The sequence below is a fragment of the Pseudomonas sp. genome (assembly GCF_030150285.1).
GTDB lineage: Bacteria > Pseudomonadota > Gammaproteobacteria > Pseudomonadales > Pseudomonadaceae > Aquipseudomonas.
Genome location: NZ_JASLGE010000082.1, coordinates 28,237 through 44,638, shown reverse-complemented (window position 1 = coordinate 44,638; position 16,402 = coordinate 28,237). Strand labels below are relative to the sequence as shown.

General features: G+C 60.7%; 16 protein-coding genes. 11 read left to right on the top strand and 5 right to left on the bottom strand.

Annotated elements, in window-relative coordinates; translation table 11 throughout:
• Positions 1-23: 23 nt before the first annotated feature.
• The gene (locus Q1W15_RS19690; RefSeq protein WP_300731154.1) at positions 24-317 is read right to left on the bottom strand and encodes a hypothetical protein; all 294 of its coding nucleotides are present in this window, start codon (positions 315-317) and stop codon (positions 24-26) included.
• An 84-nt stretch (positions 318-401) separates the two neighbouring features.
• Here Q1W15_RS19690 and pbpC point away from each other — a divergent pair, with 84 nt between their 5' ends.
• The 3 genes from pbpC (at position 402) to Q1W15_RS19675 (ending at position 6,298) form a co-directional block, all read left to right on the top strand.
• A complete protein-coding gene (gene pbpC / locus Q1W15_RS19685) occupies positions 402-2,693 on the top strand; it encodes a peptidoglycan glycosyltransferase PbpC (RefSeq protein WP_300731172.1) in 2,292 nt (763 codons plus the stop codon).
• Positions 2,694-3,110: 417 nt separating this feature from the next.
• A complete protein-coding gene (locus Q1W15_RS19680) occupies positions 3,111-4,430 on the top strand; it encodes a collagen-like triple helix repeat-containing protein (RefSeq protein ID WP_300731153.1) in 1,320 nt (439 codons plus the stop codon).
• A gap of 185 nt (positions 4,431-4,615) precedes the next feature.
• Positions 4,616-6,298: a ShlB/FhaC/HecB family hemolysin secretion/activation protein gene (locus Q1W15_RS19675; protein WP_300731151.1), complete on the top strand. Its 1,683-nt coding sequence runs from the start codon at positions 4,616-4,618 to the stop codon at positions 6,296-6,298.
• A 191-nt stretch (positions 6,299-6,489) separates the two neighbouring features.
• Here the strand turns inward: Q1W15_RS19675 and Q1W15_RS19670 are convergent, their stop codons facing one another.
• Positions 6,490-6,903, bottom strand: a complete 414-nt coding sequence (locus Q1W15_RS19670; protein WP_300731150.1) for a response regulator — start codon at positions 6,901-6,903, stop codon at positions 6,490-6,492.
• Between the two features lie 21 nt (positions 6,904-6,924).
• Positions 6,925-7,149, bottom strand: coding sequence for a Flp family type IVb pilin (locus Q1W15_RS19665; protein WP_300731149.1), 225 nt, complete (start codon positions 7,147-7,149; stop codon positions 6,925-6,927).
• 345 nt (positions 7,150-7,494) lie between these two features.
• On the opposite strand from Q1W15_RS19665, the gene cpaB reads away from it, so the two are divergent.
• Genes cpaB through Q1W15_RS19625 form a run of 8 tightly spaced genes read left to right on the top strand, consistent with a single transcriptional unit; the run spans position 7,495 to position 14,926 of the window.
• Positions 7,495-8,433, top strand: coding sequence for a Flp pilus assembly protein CpaB (cpaB, locus tag Q1W15_RS19660; protein WP_300731148.1), 939 nt, complete (start codon positions 7,495-7,497; stop codon positions 8,431-8,433).
• A 27-nt stretch (positions 8,434-8,460) separates the two neighbouring features.
• A complete protein-coding gene (locus Q1W15_RS19655; RefSeq protein ID WP_300731147.1) occupies positions 8,461-9,687 on the top strand; it encodes a type II and III secretion system protein family protein in 1,227 nt (408 codons plus the stop codon).
• Positions 9,684-10,883, top strand: coding sequence for a pilus assembly protein (locus Q1W15_RS19650; protein ID WP_300731146.1), 1,200 nt, complete (start codon positions 9,684-9,686; stop codon positions 10,881-10,883). Before Q1W15_RS19655 ends, Q1W15_RS19650 begins: the two co-directional genes overlap by 4 nt.
• Complete coding sequence (locus Q1W15_RS19645; protein ID WP_300731145.1) at positions 10,880-12,154, top strand: CpaF family protein; 1,275 nt, start codon at positions 10,880-10,882, stop codon at positions 12,152-12,154. The genes Q1W15_RS19650 and Q1W15_RS19645 overlap by 4 nt, the downstream gene beginning before the upstream one ends.
• A gap of 10 nt (positions 12,155-12,164) precedes the next feature.
• The gene (locus Q1W15_RS19640; protein WP_300731144.1) at positions 12,165-13,049 is read left to right on the top strand and encodes a type II secretion system F family protein; all 885 of its coding nucleotides are present in this window, start codon (positions 12,165-12,167) and stop codon (positions 13,047-13,049) included.
• 1 nt (position 13,050) lies between these two features.
• Positions 13,051-13,935, top strand: a complete 885-nt coding sequence (locus tag Q1W15_RS19635; protein WP_300731143.1) for a type II secretion system F family protein — start codon at positions 13,051-13,053, stop codon at positions 13,933-13,935.
• 14 nt (positions 13,936-13,949) lie between these two features.
• Entirely contained in the window at positions 13,950-14,642 is a 693-nt protein-coding gene (locus Q1W15_RS19630; RefSeq protein WP_300731141.1) for a tetratricopeptide repeat protein, read from the top strand.
• Between the two features lie 17 nt (positions 14,643-14,659).
• A complete protein-coding gene (locus Q1W15_RS19625) occupies positions 14,660-14,926 on the top strand; it encodes a DUF3613 domain-containing protein (RefSeq protein ID WP_300731140.1) in 267 nt (88 codons plus the stop codon).
• Positions 14,927-15,026: 100 nt separating this feature from the next.
• On the opposite strand, the gene Q1W15_RS19620 is transcribed toward Q1W15_RS19625, so the two are convergent.
• On the bottom strand, positions 15,027-15,803 hold the full coding sequence (locus tag Q1W15_RS19620; protein WP_300731139.1) for a response regulator transcription factor: 777 nt from the start codon (positions 15,801-15,803) through the stop codon (positions 15,027-15,029).
• Between the two features lie 118 nt (positions 15,804-15,921).
• Positions 15,922-16,398: a prepilin peptidase gene (locus Q1W15_RS19615; RefSeq protein ID WP_300731138.1), complete on the bottom strand. Its 477-nt coding sequence runs from the start codon at positions 16,396-16,398 to the stop codon at positions 15,922-15,924.
• Between the last annotated feature and the right edge of the window lie 4 nt (positions 16,399-16,402).

Genomic DNA, 16,402 nt, shown 5'->3' with positions numbered 1-16,402 from the left:
TCGGCATCAGGTACACAGGCGGGTCAGTTGATGAGCCCGCTGATCACCCACAGCCCTAGCAGCAACCAGACCACGCCGCCGATGATGGAGGTGCGCATGAAGGCCCGCACGGCGTTGTACAAACACAACAGGCCGAGCACCAGCAGGGCGATGCTGATGATCGACGCTTGCATGCCCAGGGTCTGGCTCAATCCCTCGATGAAATTGCCGCCCGCGTTGCTCAGGCCACTGAAAATGCCGCTCAACCCTTCAACGATAAAGCGAATGATGGCCCCGAACATTTGCCCCAGGCTCTCGAAAAATCCTTCAACGTGCATGTGTGTGTCCCAATGAATGAGGGCGCCACTGTGCCAGAGAATCGCCGCAGACCGCTACGGTTAGCGGCCGGGCTGCTGACCGGCGTGGGGTGTGTGCTGGCGGTGTTATGGCTGGCGGACCGGATCTGGCCGCTGCCGCTGCCCCAGGATGACTTGGCGCGGGTGGTGTTGGCCGAAGACGGCACGCCACTGTGGCGCTTTGCCGATGCGCAGGGCGTGTGGCGCTACCCGGTGGCCGTCGATGAGGTCTCGCCTTACTACCTTGAGGCGCTGCTGACTTATGAAGACCGCTGGTTTTACCGCCACCCCGGGGTCAACCCGCTGGCGCTGGGCCGCGCCGCCTGGCAAAACCTGAGCGGCGGGCGGGTGCTGTCGGGTGGCAGTACGTTGTCGATGCAGGTGGCACGGCTGCTGGACCCGCATGAGCGCACCTTGCCGGGCAAGCTGCGCCAGTTGTGGCGCACGGCGCAACTGGAATGGCATTTGTCCAAGGACCAGATCCTGGCGCTGTACCTCAATCGCGCGCCGTTTGGCGGCACCTTGCAAGGCGTGGCGGCGGCCAGTTGGGCGTACTTGGGCAAGTCACCACAGCAACTCACGCGTTCCGAAGCCGCCTTGCTGGCGGTATTGCCACAGGCCCCGAGTCGCCTGCGCCCCGACCGTCATCCGCAGAGGGCGCAGGTCGCCCGCGATAAAGTGCTGCGCCGGTTGGCTGAATACGGGGTCTGGCCACTGTCGGCAGTCGATGAAGCACTGGAGGAACCGTTGTTGTTGGCCCCGCGTCAGGAACCCAGCCTCGCTCCGTTGCTGGCCCGGCGCCTGAACCGCCCGCACAGCCCGCCGTTGATTCGCACCACGCTCGATGCCAGCCTGCAACGTCGTCTTGAAGACCTGCTGCTGGGCTGGCGTGCGCGTTTACCCGATTACACCTCGGCCGCGATCATCGTCGTCGAAACGGACACCATGGCCGTGCGCGCCTACCTGGGGTCGGTAGACATCAACGATGCGCGGCGCTTTGGCCATGTGGACATGATCAGCGCCCTGCGCTCGCCGGGCTCCACGCTCAAACCGTTCCTGTACGGCATGGCACTGGACGCGGGGCTGATTCACTCCGAATCGCTGTTGCAGGATGTGCCCCGGCGCTACGGGGATTACCGGCCGGGCAACTTCTCGATGGGCTTCAGCGGGCCGGTGGCGGCCAGCGCGGCCTTGGCCCTGTCGCTCAACTTGCCGGCCGTGCAATTGCTGGAAGCCTACGGGCCCAAGCGCTTTGCCGCCGACTTGCGCAATGGCGGCGTGCCGCTGAGCCTGCCGTCACTGGCCGAGCCCAACTTGGCGTTGATTCTGGGCGGTGCGGGCAGCCGTCTTGAGGATCTGGTCAGCGGTTACAGCGCTCTGGCGCGCGGCGGTAAAAGCGCCAGGCTGCGCCTGCAACCCGAGGATGAACTGCGCGAGCGGCGGCTGTTGTCACCCGGCTCGGCGTGGATCGTGCGGCGTATCCTCAGTGGGCAGGCACGCCCGGACCGTGACCCTACGGCCGAGTTGGTGCAGCGCCCGTTGCTGGCCTGGAAGACCGGCACCAGTTATGGTTTTCGCGATGCGTTGGCGATTGGCGTGGGGCCGCGCTATGTGATTGGCGTGTGGATTGGCCGCCCCGACGGAACCCCGGTGCCGGGGCAATTTGGCCTGGCTTCAGCCGCGCCGCTGATGCTGCAAGTTCACGATGTGTTGAGCAATCGCGACAGCCAACGTGGGCGTGTTGCGCCGCAACAGCCGGTGCCGGACACGGTTGGCGTGGCTGCCATTTGCTGGCCGCTGGGCCAGCCCATTGACAAGAACGACCCCGATTGCCGTCGCCAGCGTTTTGCCTGGACGCTGGATCACACCACGCCGCCCACCTTGCTGGCCGCCGATCAACCCTTGGGGGCGGGCCTGCGTGAAACCGTATGGGTGGATGCGCAGGGCCTGCGTGTCAGCGCCCATTGCCCCGGCGCACACGCACGTCAAATCGCGCTCTGGCCGGCCCCGCTCGCGCCGTGGCTGCCACGGGCTGAACGACGCGAAGCGCGCTTGCCGGCGGCGTCGACCACCTGCCCGCCTGCGGCGCTCAACGCGGTAGCGGGCCTGTCGATTGTTGGCGTGCGCGAGGGCGACCGCTTGCAGCGTCCGGCATCGAGCCAGGGCGCATTGCCACTGGCGCTCTCGGCGCTGGGCGGCGACGGGCGGCGTTGGTGGTTCCTGAACGGAGAACCGCTGGGCGACAGCGGGTTTGAAGACACGCTCAATGTCGCCCTTGACCGTGCCGGGCGCTATGAATTGAGCGTACTCGACGAAAGTGGTGCCACCGCCCGTGTCGAGTTCAGCGTGGTGCAGTGATATTCCCATTGCGCTAATGGGTGATCGGTTGCGTAGCGATCGTAAACCCTGAGTCCCGGATCTATCTGGAACACCGCGCAACCCGGTTTTGCGACGGCTGCGTCGCCGGACGTAGCCTCGCAAGGCTCGTCAATGACTACAAAATAGGACTATCACTTCTTGATAGGGGGTGTTTTTGGGCTGTTGCTCAGGCGGGGTAAATGCCGTTGATTAACAAGGGTTTTACCTTCGTGGGTTCTGCTTGAAAGTACATCGCCAGGTCGGCGCAAAGCCCCGTTATAGAAGGGACTAATACCAAGTTGTGAATTGTTCAGTGGGCCCTGCGGGGTTGTTATGTCTGTAACGGATGAATGTATCGCTGACGCCAGAGCAGTGAACATTCGAACTCAGGCGTAACAGGTGCAAGGAATTTCTCACATGAACACTCAACTGTGGTTAAAAACCAGTACAGCCTTGTTTTTGGTCATGAGCGTCAGCCTGACGGCGGGCTGCCATAGCGGTGGCGGTGGTTCCAAAAATTATATTTCAACCAGTTCATCCGGTGGCAGCACCGACGGTGGAGGCCCCGGCGGGCCTGGTAACCCCGGCAACCCCGGCAACCCCGGCAACCCTGGTAATCCCGGCAACGGCAACGACACTCCGCTGGTGACCGGCCAGGTCGTCGGGCAAGTCGGTACGGCCCTGGGTGGCGTTGGCGGTGTCGTCAGTGGTGTGGGCACCACGCTCAGCACGGTGCCGGTGGTGGGTACGCTGGGCGGCGGCTTGGTGGTCAGCACAGGCAATGCGGTGACATCAGTGACCGATGGCATTGGCCATGGGCTGGGCTCGTTGGGCACCGATAAAGACTCGCTGGGCCTCACGGTCGCCGGTGCGACCAATGCGGTCAGCCATGTTGGCAAGGGCGTATCGTCGGTCGGCACTGGCCTGGCCACGGTGCTGGACAACACGCCGATCAGCCACATTCCGCTGGCGGGCGGCTTGGTCAATAACGTTGCCGATACCGCCGGTGGGCTGGTCAATAAGGTGGGCATCACCGTGACCATGATCGGTAACACCCTCACCACCAACGTCACCAGCGGCCAATTGGGCCAAGTCACGGGTGCCGTGAATGGCAAAGTGCTGGTGCCGGTGATTTCGCTGGTGGAAAACGTCACAGGCAAAGTGGGCACCGCAACCGGTTTGGGCGCGCCGGTGGACGGCTTGCTGAATCAGGTGGGCGGCGTGGTCACCGGGCTTGGCAATAAAGTGACCACCACGGGCGACAAAAACCCGGTCACGGGCCTGGTCGGTGGGTTGCTGATCGGTGTCGGCGGTGTGGCTGACAAGGCCGGTGGTTACCTGAACCCAGCCGCCGGAACAAACACCGGCGCGGGCCTGGGGTTGGGCGGCTTGCTCGGTGGCGGGGCGACCTCAGGCGGCACGCCGGCCAATGGTCTGGGCGGCTTGGGCAGTTTGGGCGGCTTGTTGGGCGGGGGCGCAGCAGGCGGCTCGGCGGGCGGCGGCCTGGGTCTGGGCGGCTTGTTGGGTGGCGGTGCCAGCGGTGGCAGCGCAGGTGCAGGCCAGGGTGGCTTGTTAGGTTTGGGCGGTGGCGGTTTGTTGGGCCTTAATGTCAATGCGGGCGGCACCGGTTCGGTCGGTACGACAGTAGGCGCGGCTGGAAGTGGTAACCAGGGTGGCTTGGGTGGCGTTCTTGGCGGAGTGCTCGGTGGGCTGGGCAACGTGGGCAAGAAAAACTAACGAGAAATGCACCTGGCCGGTTCGACGGCCGTACCTACAGCGCCTACGCTTGGTTGGGACGAGGGGTTCGGATGAACCTCTCGTCTTTTTTCATGTGTCAGTTGTAGGAGTGCTGCTGGGGTAGCGTGGTTTTTGCGTATTGCCCCTGCCTCGTGATGCCGCTGTTGTTGACCATGGAGTGTCCTATGCGCAATTACGTCCCGCTTTTATTCGTGGCGTTGGTGCCCTATGCCAGTGCCGACCCCCTGCCGCGTTTTCTGAACAGTAACGATGCCCTGCAAAGCCTGCCCACCCCTAACCTGCCGGTAGACGCCTATCGGCCGCAACCGCCGGCACTGCAATTGCCCCAGCCCGGCGCTGCCGAGACACAGCCGCTGGAAATGGGCATGAAGTTTACCATTCGTAAATTGCAGATCGAAGGCGGCACGGTGTACCCGCTTGAAGAACTGGGGGCGGCCTACAAACCATTGCTGGGGCATGAGATCACGCTCGGTGAGTTGATCGAGGCCACCCGCACGCTTACGGCACGTTATCAAACTGACGGCTACCTGTTGTCCTACGCATTTTTACCCCCACAAACCTTTGATCAGGGCTTGGTGCGCGTGGTGCTGGTTGAAGGCTACGTCAGCGGCTATCAGGTCGAGGGCGACGTGGGCCGGGTCAGGGGTTTTATTGATGAGCTGGTGGATAAAATCAAAGGCGAGCGGCCGTTGACCCGCAAAACCTTTGACCGTTATGCCACGCTGATGGGCCGCTTGCCGGGGGTGACCCTGGAGGCGCACGTGCCGCCGCCGGGCACCACCGACGGCGCCTCGACGATGCTGATCAGCGCCAGCCGTCAACCGTTTACCACCAGCATGAGCCTTGTCGAGGGCAGCCGTGACAGCACCCAAGCGCTGCTTGGAGCCAGCAGTAACTCGCAGACGGCCATGGCCGAGCAGTTAACCCTCAGCGGGCTGTTTCCACCGGGGCGCGACAAGGAGCATTACTACCGGCTTGATTACAGCCAGTACCTGAATGCCGAAGGCACGCAACTGAACCTGTATGGCGCAAGCTATCGCAGTGACCCCAGCGTCAATCTGGTCACCAGTGACGGCTTTCAACTCAAGCCCCGCCGTGAAAATGACCGCTTCTCGATCGGGGTCAGCCACCCGCTGATCGTTGCGCCGGATGAGTGGCTGAGCGTGGCTGGCCGCTTGTACGGGGTCAACGACAACACCGACTACGACGTGGTCGGTTACGCGCAAACCCTGCGCGAAAGAACCAACGTGCGTGCCCTGGCGGTCGAAGGTGACTGGCGCAAGTCCGATGCCGGGCAATTGCGCATCCTCAGTGCCGGCGTGTACCAGGGCATCAATGGCCTGGGGGCTAAAAGCGAAACCAACCTGACCCGCAATCACTACGACCTGGACTTCTTTCGGATGCGGCTGTCGGGGGTGCAAAGCGACGGTTTCTTCGACAACTGGCAGGGCGTGATGTCTGGCGCGTTGTATTGGACTGGCGACAGCTTGCCCGACAGTGAACGGGCGGTGTTTGGCGGGCAGAATTTCGGTCGGGGCTACCCCGACGACCAGGCATCGGGCGATAAGGGCTGGGGTGTGGCGTACGAGTTGAACTACAGCTTTAACCGCGACGGTGAATGGGTGAAGTTATTGCAACCCTATGCCGTCGTCGATAAAGCCAGAACCTGGTTTAACGACATTCCGCTTAAAGGCTCGGACATGTCCTCGGCAGCACTTGGTATGCGCTTTGGAGATAAACGTTATTACAACATAGCGCTGGAAGTGGCCAAGCCCATGTCGGATATCGCACTGGACAGTTTCAATCGTCGGCCCCGCTATACCCTCAGTTTTAGTTATCAGCTGTAATCGTTATAACCCCTCTTCCAAAGGAAGAGGGGTTATAACGATGGGGGTTCGCGAAAGGGCTTGAAGTTGACACGAGTGTCAGGATTACAGAGGGATTAGTTAAGGGGTTTATTGAGAATGAGGCAGTGTTATTGGCTCGCGATGGTCGTGTGTACAAAGTTGAACGCAAGTGATGTTTGCACAGTGGGCTGCTAATAGCGTGAGCCCTGAAGGGCATCCGGTTTTGGGAAAAGATGATCAAGGGTGCCGAGTAACCGCACGTGATAAATCGGTTTGCGGAACAAGTCCAGCACTTGCAGGCGCAGCAAATCGCTGACATCCGCCATATCGGCGTGCCCGGAAATGACAATCACCGGTAAGTGTTGGCGCGCCGTATGTTCGCGCAATCGTTTGATCAGGGCGATGCCGCTTTCTTCGGGCATGCGCAGGTCCGTGATGACCAGCGCAATGTCGGGATGGCGGCTTAACTGCTCAAGGGCGAGGGTGACAGAGGTTGCCGTAAAGCAGCAAAAGCCCTCGCCCTCCAGCAGTTCGGCCAGCTCCAGCAGGGCCTCCTCTTCGTCATCCACTAGCAGCAGTTGTTGGCGTTGTGAGGAGGGGTGCATACCAGTAACCCGCTTCTAAGTTTAAGTATTAACTTTTACCAGACCATCTTTGATACTGGTGAACACGGTACTGACCTCGTCTCTGATATCTGCCGAGAACCCGACAATCACCACCGCAACCATGGCCGCAATAATGGCGTACTCAATACCCGACGCGCCGTCCGTGCGTTTCAGAAATAGCTTGGCCTGACGCGTCACGAATACCTGAGCCGGTATATACACTTTCAGAACAGTATTTAAAAACATTTTACTTCTCCTGGTGCGCCGGGAGGGAGCACGGTGTTGCGTTGTTGTGGCGTAGTTATGATTTGCCACTACAGAATTGGCAGGAATTAATGATTGTGCAACTGTAATAACTGACTAATGACAAAGTATTAATACGATGGTGTGTTTTTAAGAAAGGCGTGATAAATCAAACTATTTAAAATTACTTGCGCTTTTTTGGATTCGATAATGGCATTTTGGTTCAACTGCGCTACGTTCAAATAGCGAAACGGTTGAAACGGCATTGGGTATTAAGCCTTTATGGCCATGTCCTTATGTGAGTGTTCTTTCGTGTGCAGTCCGCGAGTAGAAAGGGAGTGGGGGTAAATGAATAATCGACGCAGTTTATTACTGGCGGCTGTCTTGTTTGTTGGCGCTATTGCAACAGGTTATTGGGGGTTGGTCGTTAGCCGGCAGCAACCGGTTGCTGCCGTGCCGGTCACGCAAGTGGTAGAGCAAGGCGTGGCCACGGTGGAAGACAAAACGCGTCAATCGGTGCTGGTGCTGGCCCGCGATGTGCCGCCGCATGTGGCATTGACCGCTGACGACCTGACGCTCGAGAAGGTGCGCACCGCCCCCGCTGGCAGCTTTACCACCCTTGAGCAGGCGGTCGGGCGTACCCCTTGGCGGCCGCTGACGGCAGGCACCTGGGTGAATGAACAAAGCTTTGAGATCGGTGGGCCGCTGGCCCGCATGATTCGCCCCGATGAACGTGCGCTGGCGGTGGCCATTGATGAAGTGACCGGTGCAGGCGGGCAACTGGCACCGGGTGATTACGTCGACATTCTGCTGTTTTTGCGCCAGGACACCGGCAACCCGCAGCAATCGGCGCAAGTGGTGTTGCCCGCCGTGCGGGTGCTGAGTGTGGGCGAAGAGCTGGGCCTGACCAGCGACGGTCGTCTGGCCAGCCAACCCCTCAACGCCGAAGAAGCCCTCAAACAAGCGCAGCGCCGAGTGGCGGCACGCACAGCGGTGTTGGCGGTGCCCGAACCGTTGCTCAACCAGTTAATGCTCGCCACCCAGGCCGGTACCTTGCGCCTGGCGGTGCGCAGTGCGGACGAACAACGCTTGAACAAGTACTGGGCGGGTGAGCAAGACACCTCGGGCACCGTCGAGAACGCCAAGCGCAACCTCTATCAGTTCAACCAACTGGCGCTGGCTGGCCCGGTCAAGGCTGCGGTGGCCGGCAACCCCGCTGGCGTACCGCGTGCGCGTGGCATTGAAATTATTCGCGGCAATCAAGCGGTGCAACAGCCCGCTCAATAAAAATCCTGATCTACAAGGAAGACCCGCATGAGCCACTATTGCCTTGCGTTGCAGACACGCGTTGTTTTGGCGCTGATCTTGACCAGCCTCCCTTTTGAAATGGCTTTGGCCGCGCCGTCCAGTTGTGCTGCTCTCGAACCGCTGCCGGGCGTTCTGGAGGTGTCCCAGGGGGCACAGCGCGCCCTGAATTCGTCGGCCAGTATTACGCGCATCGCGGTGGGGGATCCGACCGTTGCCGACGTGCATGCCAATGGCAGCAACGCCTTTTTACTCACCGGCGTGTCGGCGGGTACCACCAGCCTGATGGTCTGGACGGCTTGCTCGACAGCGCCGCGCCAAAGCATGGTGTTCGTCAAGGGCAAGGCCACCGAGGGGTTTACCGCCTCACGCGGGTTGCCGTCGGGCGATGAAGCGCTGCCGGTTCAGGTGCAGACCGATATTCGCTTTGTTGAAGTCAGCCGCTCCAAGTTGCAGGAAGCCAGTACCAATATCTTTGGTCAAGGCAGCAACTTCCTGTTTGGTTCGCCGGGCTCTTTCCTCACCTCCGCGCAAGGGCTTATCACCGGTGGGCCAGTGGCCGACAGCAAGTTCTTCAATATCGGTTTTGGCGGCGGGCGGGTCAGGGCCATGATCAATGCCCTGGAAGGCAGCGGGTTTGCCTATACCTTGGCGCGGCCTAGCCTGGTGGCCATGAGCGGGCAGAGCGCAAGCTTCCTGGCCGGTGGCGAGGTGCCGATTCCGGTGCCGAGCAGCGGCAGCGATAACGTGTCGATCGAGTACAAGGAATTCGGCATCCGCCTCACGCTGACGCCCACTATCGTGGGGCGTGACCGCATCATCTTGAAGGTGGCACCGGAAGTCAGCGAGCTGGACTACACCAAGGCCGTGACCATTGCCGGCACGCAAGTGCCAGGCCTGACCGTGCGCCGTACCGACACCAGCATTTCCCTGGCCGATGGTGAGAGCTTCGTGATCAGTGGCTTGATCAGCACCACCAATAATTCGAAGGTGAACAAATTCCCGGGGCTGGGTGATATCCCGATTCTGGGGGCCTTTTTCCGCGAGTCCAATATCAGCAGTGAAGAGCGCGAACTGCTGATGATCGTAACCCCGCACCTGGTGCAGCCATTGGCCGCCAACGCGGCATTGCCCACGTTGCCGGGTGAACAATTGCGCAACTATCAGCCCAATTGGTATCGCCAATATTTCCTGGAAAACGGCAATTTTGATCGCCGTAGCGGGTTATCCCAATGAGCCAAAGCCTGAGCCAGACCTTTCTCGCGCTGACGCGCAACAACACGGACCTTGAGTGGCTGCAAGGTGCGCTGGCCCCGCTGGGGCAAGTGGTCGGGGCGGGCTCCAGCAGCCTGGACGAACTGCTGGCCCTGGTGGATGTGACCTTTGCCGGGTTGATTTTTGTGGGGCTGGACCGGGAAAAAGTGGTCGCCCAGTGCGCGCTGATCGAAGGTGCCCTGGAAGCCAAACCCATGCTGGCGATTGTGGCGTTGGGCGATGGCATGGACAACCAGTTGGTACTTAACGCCATGCGGGCCGGGGCCCGGGATTTTGTCGCTTACGGCTCGCGCTCCAGTGAAGTGGCCGGGCTGGTGCGCCGCCTCAGCAAACGCCTGCCGCCCGTGGTGCCAAACACCCAACTGGGTGGCCTTAGCGTGTTGTTCAGCGCCCAATGCAATGCCGACGGTGCCTTGCTCGCCAGCCACTTGGGGCTGGTGGTGCAAAAGAGCAATCAGAAAACCCTGCTGCTGGACCTGGGCATTCCCCGTGGTGACGGCCTGGCCTTATTGGGCCTTGAAAGCACGTTCTTCTTTGGCGATGCCTTGCGCCATTTGCGGCGCCTGGACAGCACGTTGATCGACAGTGCCTTTACCACCGCGCCGGGCGGCCTGCGGGTGCTGGCCGCTAGCCCCACGGATGAGCCCGTGGAACACACCAGCGCCGCCGAGCTGTACATGTTGCTCAGTGCCTTGCGCCAACACTTTCAGCACATTGTGGTGAACCTCACGGGCCAGCCCGACAGCGAAGCCTTGCGCACCTTTGTCAGCCACTGCGACACGCTGCTGGTGTACACCGACCAGAATGTGCTCGATTGCCGCCGCAACCTGGAAGTGCTCAGCCTGTGGCGTGCCAAGGGCATGAAACTGGAACACGCGGGGTTGCTGGTCGACCGTTACCAGCGCGGCATTGCGCCGGATGCCGATGCGCTGGCCAAGACGTTCGGCTTTGCGGTGCTGGCCACTTTGGTATTGAGCCCGGAGTTGCGCATCAACGCGAAAAATCAGGCCGCGACGCTGTTCGACCTGCAACCGCGTGACGCCCTGAGCCTGGGCGTGAAAAAGCTTGGCGAGCGGCTGGCCAGGCGCTCACAAGAATCAGGCTCTTCACCCGTGCAACCCACTTCATGGCTAAACCGCCTCTGGGGGGCTAAATGAACCATGAACAGTTGTTTGGCTCGGGCCTCAACAAGGACGGGCGTGCTGACCACGACGGCCTGAAGCTGGTGTTGCACCGCTACATCATCGATGCCATTGAAGAAAGCGGCAAAAACCTGCTGGAAGATTCGCGCCTGGCCTTGTCGCAGTTCGTCACTGAGCGCGTGGCCGAGTATGTGTCGCGCCTGCACTTGGCCATTTCGCGTTATGAAATGGAACGGCTGGGCGAAGAGATCGTCGATGAACTCACCGGGTTCGGCCCCCTTGAGGTGTTGCTGCGCGACCCGGGCGTGACCGAGATTCTGGTCAACGGCCCGCACCATGTCTTCGTGGAACGCGAGGGTCTGTTGAGCCAGAGCGACCTGCGCTTTATTGATGACCACCATGTCGAGCGGGTAATGCAGCGCATTCTCGCGCCGCTGGGGCGGCGGCTGGACGAGTCCTCGCCGATGGTGGATGCGCGCCTGCCCGATGGCAGCCGGGTCAACGCCATCATCCCGCCGATTGCGCTGGACGGCCCGTGCCTGTCGATTCGGAAATTTCGCAAGGACATGCTCAGAAGCAGCGACCTGGTGGCGATGCAAACCATCGATCAGTCGATCTATGAGTTTTTTCAGACGTGTGTGGGCAAGCGCTGCAACATCTTGATCAGCGGCGGCACGGGCACGGGGAAAACCACGTTGTTGAACATCCTGAGCCAGTTGATCGACCCTCATCAGCGCCTGGTCACTATCGAAGACGTGGCCGAATTGCAGTTGGGCCACCCTCACGTGGTGCGCCTTGAAACCCGCCCGCCGAATGCCGAAGGGCATGGTGAAGTGAAGTCCAGCGATCTGATTCGCAACGCCCTGCGGATGCGTCCGGACCGCATCATCCTCGGCGAGATTCGCGGCGTGGAAGTACTCGACGTGCTTACGGCCATGAACACCGGCCACGACGGTTCCATGAGCACCGTGCACGCCAACACCGCGCAGGATGCCTTGCTGCGCCTGGAAACCCTGGTGGGGCTGACAGGCCGTAGCGTGGCAGAGAAAACCCTGCGGCAAATGATCTGCACGGCACTGGACGTGATCATTCAACTGACGCGCATGCCCGATGGCCGTCGGTGCGTCAGTGAGGTGCTGGAAGTGGTAGGCGTGCGTGACGATGTGTACGTGACCAACACCCTGTTCCGGCTGGACAAGCGCACGGGCTTTGGTTTTCTGCGCGAAGCCCAGAACCCGGCGGGCGACAAGTTGCGTCGCGACCCGATTCTCAACGCCAACGGCTGAGGTGCTGACGATGATCCCGGCCCTGTTGCTTTTTATGATCAGCGTGTTGATGTTTTTGATGTCGATGCGGCTGGCCTACGGTGCCTTGCGTGACCCGACCACGAGCCGGGTGCTGGACCGTCTGGGCGAAGGTCAGCCGCAACGGACGGACAAAACCCTGAGCGTGGCGTGGCTGGACCGCGCCTTTTTGCAGGCCGGCCTGGGCCGACCTTCGGAACGGCTAGGGCTGTGGCTGTCATTGTGGGCGGCCGCAGTGGTGCTGGCCGGGTTGATCGGCGGCTGGTTCTTTCTGCTTGCACTGGTGGTGTTGCCGCCGGTGGGTGTGAAGGTGTTTGTCAGTTGGCGCTACCACAGCCGTGTGCGGCGCATGGTTGAGCAATTGCCGCAGATGCTCGATTCCTGTGTGCGCAGCCTGAAGGCAGGGCGCACCTTGTCTGACGCGGTGCTGCACGCGATCGAATCGTCCAGTGACCCGCTGAAAAGCAGTATCAGCCGGGTGACCCGCAACGTGCAGTTAGGCGTGAGCCTGCCCGATGCGGTGCAGGACTTTGCCGAACTGTATGAGCGCGACGAGTTTCGCATGTTCGCCCTCGGCCTGAAGGTCAACCATCGCTATGGCGGCAACGCCAGCGAGTTGCTGGAGAACTTGATTGTGCTGATTCGTGAGCGCGATCAAGGGGCGCGAAAACTGCGGGCCATGACCGGTGAAACCCGTATGACGGCCGTCGTGTTGGCCGTGTTGCCGCTGCTGGTGGGTGCGTACTTTTTAATCACCAACCCGCTGTACCTGGTCAACATGTGGGATGACGGCAGTGGTCAACGCATGCTGCTCATGGCGTTGGCGCTGCAAACGGTGGGTTGCCTGGCGTTGTGGCGCATGGTGCGGAGCGTATGACATGGCCTTTGTAATTTGCGCAGTTTTAATGTTCGCGGCGCTGGGGTTGTTGATCAACAACATGGTCCAGGACCGCTTGCGCCAACAGCGGGTGATGCAGCGCCTGGAAGGCGATCAGACCGGGCCGGGCAAATTCACGCTGTGGATGCGGGCCTTGGGCAACAGCAAGTTTGGTCAGCGCTCGGTCTCGCTGGACAACGAAACCCAAGTATTGCTCAACCGCGTGGGCTGGCGCACGGCGACCCAACGGTCGCTGTTTGCCGCCTTTCAGGTGGGCACGCCGGTGGCGTTCGCCGGGTTGGTGTTTTTGGGCCATGAACTGTTTTTCCCGCGCGGCGGCAACTTGTTGGTGGTGCTGCTGTGTGCGTTGGCGGTGGGGTATCTGATCCCTAAACGCCTGCTGGCGTATGCCGCGAAAAAGCGTCAGCAAGAGGCGGCCATTGAGGTCTCTACCTTTATTCCGCTGCTGCGCATCCTATTCGAGTCCGGCATGGCGGTGGAGCAGGCGTTGCGGGTGTTGAGCGTGGAAGGGCGGCAATTATTGCCCGTGCTGACCGGTGAGTTGCGCCTGGTACTGGCCCGTGTGGACTCCGGCCTGGACTTGAGCCAGGAACTGAGCAAGGCCGCGAGCCTGCTGTCGGTGGATGAGTTTGATGACACCTGCGTGATTCTTCAGCAATTGATTCAGCAGGGCGGCGGCGCGATGAAATCGTTGCAGTCGCTCAAAAGCCTGCTGGATGACCGCCGCTTGACCCGCATGGAGGAGTACATCTCGAAGATGTCCGCGAAGATGTCAGTGGTGATGATGACATTCCTGTTTCCGGCCCTGCTGATTGTGTTGGCCGGGCCGAGTTTTATCGCAGTTGCTCGCGCGTTTACCTCTTGAATCGGAGTACGACCATGAAAGTAGCTCTCGCCGTCTGTGTGCTGTTGATGCTGGGAGGTTGTGCGACCGGGGGCCAAAGCAACCCGCCGTGGGCCGGGCTGACGGACAGCAGCTGCACCAAGTTGAGTGGTGATCAGGAGCTGTCAATGAACCTGGCCGATGACATGGCCAAGGAAGGCAAGTTGCACGCCAGCCTGGCCAACCTGCAAAGCCTGCCGCAGCGTTATGCCCCGGTGCAACTGCGCCAGGCGCGGATCTATCGCCAGTTGGGCCGCAGTGAAGCCGAGCCGTTATACCGCGGGTTGCTGGGTACCTGCCTGGCCGCCGAGGGCGAGCATGGTTTGGGGCAGCTGGCGGCAGGGCGCGGCGATAACGCCCAGGCGTTGACCCACTTGGAACGCGCCGCGAAATTGGCCCCGACCGACGACAAAATCCGCAACGACCTGGGGGTGGTCTACCTCAGCCAGTTGCGCCTGGAGGACGCGCGCTTTGAGTTTCTGACGGCACTGGAACTTAAACAGGCGGACTCGCTGGCGGCATCGAACCTGGTGACGCTGCTGATCTATCAGGACAACTGGCAACAGGCTGCCGAGTTGGCGGGCCGTGCCGGTTTGAGCCCGGAACAAGTGAGCGATGCGCAGGCCCGTGCGCAAGCCCTGAAAACCCGCCCTGTGAAAACCCGTGATCCGGTGGCGGCCATTAATTAATGCGTTGGAGGTGTGCCATGAAATTCCCTGTTCAAGTGGGCGTGTTGTTAGCCGTGTTGCCGTTGGCCGCCAGCGCTATCGAACCCGGGCCTTCGTCCTACAACCAGAAAGAAACGGAAAACTGGTTGCAATTGCAGGTCAGCGGCAGTGTTCGCTCGCCGGTGGACCAAGTGGCCACGGCACCCGAGCGTGAGCGCAGCCTGCAGCGCTGGCTGGACAGCTACAGCCACCCCGTGCCGGAGTTCTACGGGCAGGATGAAGGCGGCAAAACCAAGACGAATTGATGTTTACCCCCTCTCCTTGTGGGTGAGGGGGCGCGATCCTGAAGGGTGTTCGGATCAAACGGCGTTGGCCCTCATCCGCACGACGAGGGCCCAAAGGCGATCAGTGTGCGCTCTGCCGCTGTTTGGCCGATGCGCTGGGTGAAAGGGCAAGGGCCAGTTGGGTGCGGTTGTTCATGTGGGTCAGGCGCAGTACTTGCGACACGTACAGCTTGACCGTGTTTTCAGTGATGCCCAGGTCACAGGCAATCTGGTAGTTGGTCTGGCCTTTGCTCACCAGCCGGGCGACAGCCAGTTGGCGCGGCGAAAGCTGTTTGAAGACGGCCGGTAGTTCGCCTTCATTTACGGCCTGATCGCTGGGGGGCTGTTCGTCGACATGGGAGGGGTGCAGCACTGACTCCATGTCTTGATAAAGACCATCAATGGACTGCGCAATGCCTTGCAATTTTTTGTTCAAGTGACCCAGGTTTTCATTGGCGTGTCGTTCGCGCAGGACCACTTCCTGGCGCTGAATGCCTTCCAGCAATTCATTGAGGTCCACCGGTTTTTGGTAGTAGTCGGCGATGCCGATGCGCAGGGCTTTGATCACATCCTGCTTGTCGGCGCGACCCGTCAGCAAAATGCTTTCAAACAGGCGGCCTTTGCCGGCGATTTTCTGCAGGTGTTGGGTCAGTTCGATGCCGTTCATGTCGGGCATGTGCAGGTCGCACAGCACCAGGCCTATGTCGGGATCGGCGACGAAGGCCTCAATGGCTTCGCGACTGGACGTACACGGAACACAAGGGTAGTGGCTGCTTTCCAGAAATTCGCTGAGTTCTTCGACAATCAGAGGTTGATCATCGACCACAAGTATTTTTATGAGGGGGGTGAGCTTGTTCACGCGCTACTCCATGCCTGGCAAGCCATCTAAGGAAACCCTGAACATTCAAATGAATGCAGAGGACTCCTAAAACATAGTCGCACTTTCCTACGCTGTACAACGATGAAGTCCTACTTTTTCACTCGGGTATGCACAGCACGGTGAGGCTCAAGCCACACAAGAGAAAAGGCGCAAAGGCTTTTTTGCCAGGCACGGGTGCAACACTTTTCAATGCAAGAGGGGTAAGCCGTTGATTAACCAAAAGAAGCACTTTTGGCATGAGCCACCACCACACCGCCGCGCAGAGGCCGGCCCCGATAAAAGTGCCCAGCAGTATCAGGCGGTTGCTGGCCAGCGCGAGGGCAATCAGCAGCTTTACATCGCCAGCGCCCAGCTTGTTCAGGGCATACCCGGGCAGCGTGAGCACCAACGCAATCACCAGCGCCCAGCCCCCTTCGGCGGCGCTGGCTCCCAGCCAGGTGTGGCCGGTCCAGAGCAAATACCCCAGTGCCAGCGCCGCTGCGCCCAGGGTCAGGGTGTTGGCGATATGACGTTGGCGTGCGTCCTGCACCGCGCAGGCGGCAAGCCACAGCAATAAAACCGATAAGTGAATCACGTAA

Excerpts from the sequence above, each read along its gene's own strand:
- Q1W15_RS19690 (WP_300731154.1), bottom strand. The coding sequence starts at position 317 with ATGCACGTTGAAGGATTTTTCGAGAGCCTGGGGCAAATGTTCGGGGCC.
- Q1W15_RS19680 (WP_300731153.1), top strand. The coding sequence starts at position 3,111 with ATGAACACTCAACTGTGGTTAAAAACCAGTACAGCCTTGTTTTTGGTC.
- Q1W15_RS19675 (WP_300731151.1), top strand. The coding sequence starts at position 4,616 with ATGCGCAATTACGTCCCGCTTTTATTCGTGGCGTTGGTGCCCTATGCC.
- Q1W15_RS19670 (WP_300731150.1), bottom strand. The coding sequence starts at position 6,903 with ATGCACCCCTCCTCACAACGCCAACAACTGCTGCTAGTGGATGACGAA.
- Q1W15_RS19665 (WP_300731149.1), bottom strand. The coding sequence starts at position 7,149 with ATGTTTTTAAATACTGTTCTGAAAGTGTATATACCGGCTCAGGTATTC.
- cpaB (WP_300731148.1), top strand. The coding sequence starts at position 7,495 with ATGAATAATCGACGCAGTTTATTACTGGCGGCTGTCTTGTTTGTTGGC.
- Q1W15_RS19655 (WP_300731147.1), top strand. The coding sequence starts at position 8,461 with ATGAGCCACTATTGCCTTGCGTTGCAGACACGCGTTGTTTTGGCGCTG.
- Q1W15_RS19650 (WP_300731146.1), top strand. The coding sequence starts at position 9,684 with ATGAGCCAAAGCCTGAGCCAGACCTTTCTCGCGCTGACGCGCAACAAC.
- Q1W15_RS19645 (WP_300731145.1), top strand. The coding sequence starts at position 10,880 with ATGAACCATGAACAGTTGTTTGGCTCGGGCCTCAACAAGGACGGGCGT.
- Q1W15_RS19640 (WP_300731144.1), top strand. The coding sequence starts at position 12,165 with ATGATCCCGGCCCTGTTGCTTTTTATGATCAGCGTGTTGATGTTTTTG.
- Q1W15_RS19635 (WP_300731143.1), top strand. The coding sequence starts at position 13,051 with ATGGCCTTTGTAATTTGCGCAGTTTTAATGTTCGCGGCGCTGGGGTTG.
- Q1W15_RS19630 (WP_300731141.1), top strand. The coding sequence starts at position 13,950 with ATGAAAGTAGCTCTCGCCGTCTGTGTGCTGTTGATGCTGGGAGGTTGT.
- Q1W15_RS19625 (WP_300731140.1), top strand. The coding sequence starts at position 14,660 with ATGAAATTCCCTGTTCAAGTGGGCGTGTTGTTAGCCGTGTTGCCGTTG.